5 protein-coding genes are annotated in these 4558 nt (G+C 43.4%); 2 read left to right on the top strand and 3 right to left on the bottom strand.

Annotated features, from left to right (window positions below; all coding sequences use genetic code 11):
* Positions 1–136: 136 nt before the first annotated feature.
* The 3 genes from LUQ50_RS04180 to LUQ50_RS04190 form a co-directional block, all read right to left on the bottom strand.
* Complete coding sequence (locus tag LUQ50_RS04180) at positions 137–1429, bottom strand: ABC transporter ATP-binding protein (protein ID WP_300036628.1); 1293 nt, start codon at positions 1427–1429, stop codon at positions 137–139.
* Between the two features lie 15 nt (positions 1430–1444).
* On the bottom strand, positions 1445–2299 hold the full coding sequence (locus LUQ50_RS04185) for an ABC transporter permease (protein WP_300036631.1): 855 nt from the start codon (positions 2297–2299) through the stop codon (positions 1445–1447).
* Positions 2300–2620: 321 nt separating this feature from the next.
* The gene (locus tag LUQ50_RS04190; RefSeq protein WP_300036634.1) at positions 2621–3544 is read right to left on the bottom strand and encodes an SDR family oxidoreductase; all 924 of its coding nucleotides are present in this window, start codon (positions 3542–3544) and stop codon (positions 2621–2623) included.
* A 443-nt stretch (positions 3545–3987) separates the two neighbouring features.
* On the opposite strand from LUQ50_RS04190, the gene LUQ50_RS04195 reads away from it, so the two are divergent.
* Positions 3988–4410, top strand: coding sequence for a DUF2111 domain-containing protein (locus tag LUQ50_RS04195; protein WP_300036637.1), 423 nt, complete (start codon positions 3988–3990; stop codon positions 4408–4410).
* 4 nt (positions 4411–4414) lie between these two features.
* Positions 4415–4558: helix-turn-helix domain-containing protein (locus tag LUQ50_RS04200; protein ID WP_300036640.1), on the top strand; the 144-nt coding region annotated here is incomplete at its 3' end.

Raw genomic sequence — 4558 nt, forward strand, 5'->3', positions numbered from 1 at the left:
AGCGCGAGTACTTTTTTGAGGACTTGACAGATAATCATAATTGAAACGATCCATAGTAATAAGAACGTTATCAAAAAATTTTTCTAGCATAATACACGCGTCACCATAATTCTTTTTCATTAATATTATAAACCATTTAAATATCGATGAGTGACCAGTCAGAAAATGAATCTAATAAACCCCCATTAAACTGGCTGTAGTTTTCTTCAGGCTGAAATGGTTCATCAGTGATTTCGAATGTTAATGCGTTGGGTATATCCAATAGCGAAACATTGAAGGGTTTTTGATGTGCCCCAAATTGTAATGAATAGTGCCCCCTTTTTAATTGGTTTAACACTCTTATTTGTACTTTAAATCTTCCTCTTACGAGATTCCAATAAGCATTTGATTTATCAAAACAATGTGTTTGTAATAAAATTACATTGTCTTTTGTAGAAATTATGATTCCAAATCCAACGTTGTCCACTGCATCAATACATTCAATAAATACCTCAATAATCAACGGTTGATGATATTTTATATGCTCTTGAATATTCCCGTTCTCATCAACCATTTGAATTTTTTTTACACGGATTTTTGAAATCCCGGTTGTATGCATTTCAGAAGTAATTTCTTTGACAAGATACCGGGATTCTTCATTCGCTGCGTTCAGGTATGAATCGACAGAAACCGCGGGGATATCGAAAGCAGATATTGCCCCATTCTTCAGGAAGATAACTTTTTTACAATTGTTCCTTATTATGGGCATGGAATGGCTCACAATCAGTACAGTTCTTCCTTCAGAAGTAACATTTTTCATCTTATTAAGGGACTTTTTTTGAAAGGCAACATCTCCCACTGCGAGAACCTCATCAACCAATAAAATATCGGTATCAAGATGTGCCGCCACAGCAAACGCGAGCCGCACATACATCCCGCTTGAATACCTCTTCACCGGAGTATCGATGAATTTATCAATCTCGGCAAATTTGACAATCTCATCGAACTTTTGCTCGATCTCGCTCTTACGCATCCCCAGAATTGCGCCATTCAGGAAAATATTCTCCCTGCCGGGAAGCTCCGGGTGAAAACCGGTACCCACCTCAAGCAGGCTTGCACCCCGGCCCTTGATTTTGATAGTTCCACTCGTTGGTGCAGTCACCCGCGAGATAATTTTGAGCAGGGTCGACTTGCCTGCACCATTGCGACCAATAATACCAACAACTTCTCCCTGGTGAATATCAAATGAGACGTTATTTAATGCTAAAATTCTGTCGTCGGTATTTCCCATCTGCCCTCGGTTATGAGAACCAATTATCGAGTTAGGATCATCTTTTCCCCGGAATTTTGCCCACCCGCTTTGTAAATCCCGGTACAGTGTACCATGGCTGATTGTACCAAGGCGATATTCCTTGCAGAGGTTTTCTACCTGAATCACGACGTCGCTCATTACCACCACTCCTCGCTAAATGGTATCCATAAATGTTTTTTCAACACGGCTGAAGAGCACGATTCCCAAGGCTAAAATCAGGAATGTCATGCCAAAACTTACACCTAACATCCAGGGCTGGATTGCTCCAGAACCAAGAAATGCATACCGGAACGTCTCGATAATTGCCGTCATGGGGTTAAGCGCGAACAACCACTGCCACTGTGCCGGGATTTGCGATAAGGGATAAACCACCGGTGTAGCATACATCCAGAGCTGGACCCCGAAGGTTAATGCCAAGGCCAGATCGCGATATTTTGTCGTCAGGCTGGAGATCAGTATCCCCATACCGAGACCGAGTGCTGCCATCTGGACCAATAATAACGGAATGATTAAAATCCATAAATTCGGATGAATACCTGACCCCATGAAATAAAAATATACCAGGAATGCCAGGAATAATCCAAACTGGATTGCAAAGGTAAACAGATTGGAGATCACTATAGATATTGGGACAACAAGACGAGGGAAATAGACTTTGCCGAATATTCCCGCATTTGTGATGAAGGTATTGGATGTCTGGGTCATACAGTTGGCAAAATAGGTCCATCCAATGGTTCCTGCCAGATAAAATAAAAAGGGAGGTAACCCATCGGTTGAAATGTGGGCAATGTTACTGAAAATTATGGTAAATACTACTGTGGTAAAGAGCGGTTGCAGTAAAAACCATAGCGGCCCCAGAACGGTTTGCTTATAATACGCAACAAAATCCCGCCTTACAAAAAGGAGAATCAGATCCCGGTATCGCCAGAGTTCTGATACATCGATGTCAAACCATCCGTTACGAGAGCGGATTTCCATGGTCCAGGCAGAATCATGATTATCAGACATGACTATTACTCATGGGGAGAAGTCCAGATCTCATTGCATACGGCATTTGTTCGATCAGTACCTTAAGGAATGTATCAATAACATCATGGCATATGAGATATTTATCCGGGGGATTCCCCGAAGTTGTATTTTTGTTAAAATTTCTGATACAGATGGCGGACTGGTCGAACACCATAAAAAATTCCTTTTTAGTATGTTTCAGCATATGAAATGTATTTTCAGGGTAATTGAATCAAGCGGTCATTTAAGATCCAAACAATCTGATATTGTGAAACGAACACAGGGTTAGTTATAATCAGGGCAGATATTATAAAATCTGAATTACCTCAATGCAGATATCGTATGTTCAAGTCCTTTCGTTATGGTATATTCCGGTTCAAATCCCAACCTTTTCCGGGCTCGGGAGATATCTGCAAGCGATTTCCTGATATCCCCCGAACGCGGTGGTTCGTAAATAACTGGAACTTTTGTACCCGAGACAGATGTCACCAGTTCCTCGAGTTTATTCAGAGAGGTCTCCCTGCCGCTTGCGATATTGAATATTCCCTGGACATCCCGTTCCATTGCATGGATATTTGCCGTTACCACATCATCAATAAAAATAAAGTCACGGGTCTGTTCACCATCACCGTAAATTGTTATCGGCTTGCCCAGTATTGCCTGCATGATAAACTTTGAAATAACTCCGGAATATTCTGATCGGGGATCCTGCCGTGGCCCATAGACGTTGAAGTACCGGAGTGAAACCGTTTTCAGGCCATATAAGCGGGAAAAAACAGAGCAGTAATATTCTCCGGTAATTTTTGATACCGCATAGGGAGACAACGGCTCCGGGATCATTTCCTCGTGCTTCGGAAGGATGGGGTTGTCACCATATACTGCTGCAGATGAGGCGGATACTATCTTTTTTACACCGGCATCCCGAGCAGCTAGAAGGACATTTAACGTTCCCGTGGCATTTGTTTCGTGAGTTCTAAGGGGATTCTGGAGAGACTGCTGCACTGATGCAATCGCCGCTTCGTGAAAGATACCATCTGCGGATTCACATGCTGCCCTCAGTATTGCCAGGTCTGTGATGCTTCCATGGATAACTTTGATTTTTTTATTCTCTTTTAAATGAGCGATGTTCTCTTTCCTGCCGGAAATGAAGTTATCAAAAATGATGACATCGTTGCCGAGCCCGGCAAGACTATCGACAATATGGGAGCCAATGAATCCCGCGCCCCCGGTTACAACAAACCGCATTTTTCCCTCAACGCATCACAATCGGCCAGCAGCGATTCATGGATATGATCTGGTAAAAGATGATGGTAAGTTATCACTTAAAACAGTGATTCATGAGAATTTCTACGACACGGTTGTAAAATTTTTCAACATCCTGATTCGATCTGTTTGGAAAAATATCCTTGAAAGGAAAACGTTCTCAGGAAATTCAAAATGTCCTTAGCGAAAATTGTATGAAAATACATTGCTGCAAAAAGTAACAATCGTTTGGTTAATCCCTCTTTTATCGATAAAAGACGGATGAATTATTAGGTAATTCCGGTTCTACCGGAACATCTGGATAGTGCAATTGTCAATGATTGATCCACGAGACCTCTCTTAAACGGAGATCCCAAGATCTCCCAAACCCCCATCCACAACCTTCATCAGGATAAACGGATGACCAGAGTAGTGAGGCATTCTGTATGCACCGCTACGTATTGTCCTGCAATGCCGGATCCGAGGACCTGGAACCCATTGTCCTTGCAGTCCACGAGCTCATCCACCGGCTCCCTGTTACAGCAAAATCCGTTGACCGTGATGGCATCCGGGTCGAGGACGGCAGGGTAATCGATCGCAATTACAATGGTCCAATTCTTCTCGAATCTATTGCCAAGAACCAGCTGATCCAGGTAACTCCGGCCAGCGGTGCATACAAAGGTGTCCCGGTCACGGTCACACCTATCCGGGACAAAGACGGGAACGCAATAGGTGCCATCGGTGTTGTAGATATCACGGGGATCTTTGATCTCGCAACTCTCATGGAACACCAGTCCGCAATCCTCAAGCAGGTCTGCGGCAAGGACCCCTGCCCGCTTGACTCAGAACAGATCAGTTCACGGAGGTGATGTTTTGCCGGAATCCGCATTCAAAGTACTTGAAATTCTCGAACGTGCACAGGGCCCTCTCTCCGGGGAAACTATCAGCAATGAACTGGGAGTGACCCGTTCTGCGGTCTGGAAACATATCAACGAACTCCGGATGATGGGATACGAT

The sequence above is a fragment of the Methanospirillum sp. genome, from assembly GCF_028679455.1.
In the GTDB taxonomy this organism is placed as follows: Archaea; Halobacteriota; Methanomicrobia; order Methanomicrobiales; family Methanospirillaceae; genus Methanospirillum.

What these genes read in the sequence shown, in the direction of transcription:
- LUQ50_RS04195 (WP_300036637.1), top strand. Translation starts at nt 3,988, where the DNA reads ATGCACCGCTACGTATTGTCCTGCAATGCCGGATCCGAGGACCTGGAA.
- LUQ50_RS04180 (WP_300036628.1), bottom strand. Translation starts at nt 1,429, where the DNA reads ATGAGCGACGTCGTGATTCAGGTAGAAAACCTCTGCAAGGAATATCGC.
- LUQ50_RS04190 (WP_300036634.1), bottom strand. Translation starts at nt 3,544, where the DNA reads ATGCGGTTTGTTGTAACCGGGGGCGCGGGATTCATTGGCTCCCATATT.
- LUQ50_RS04185 (WP_300036631.1), bottom strand. Translation starts at nt 2,299, where the DNA reads ATGTCTGATAATCATGATTCTGCCTGGACCATGGAAATCCGCTCTCGT.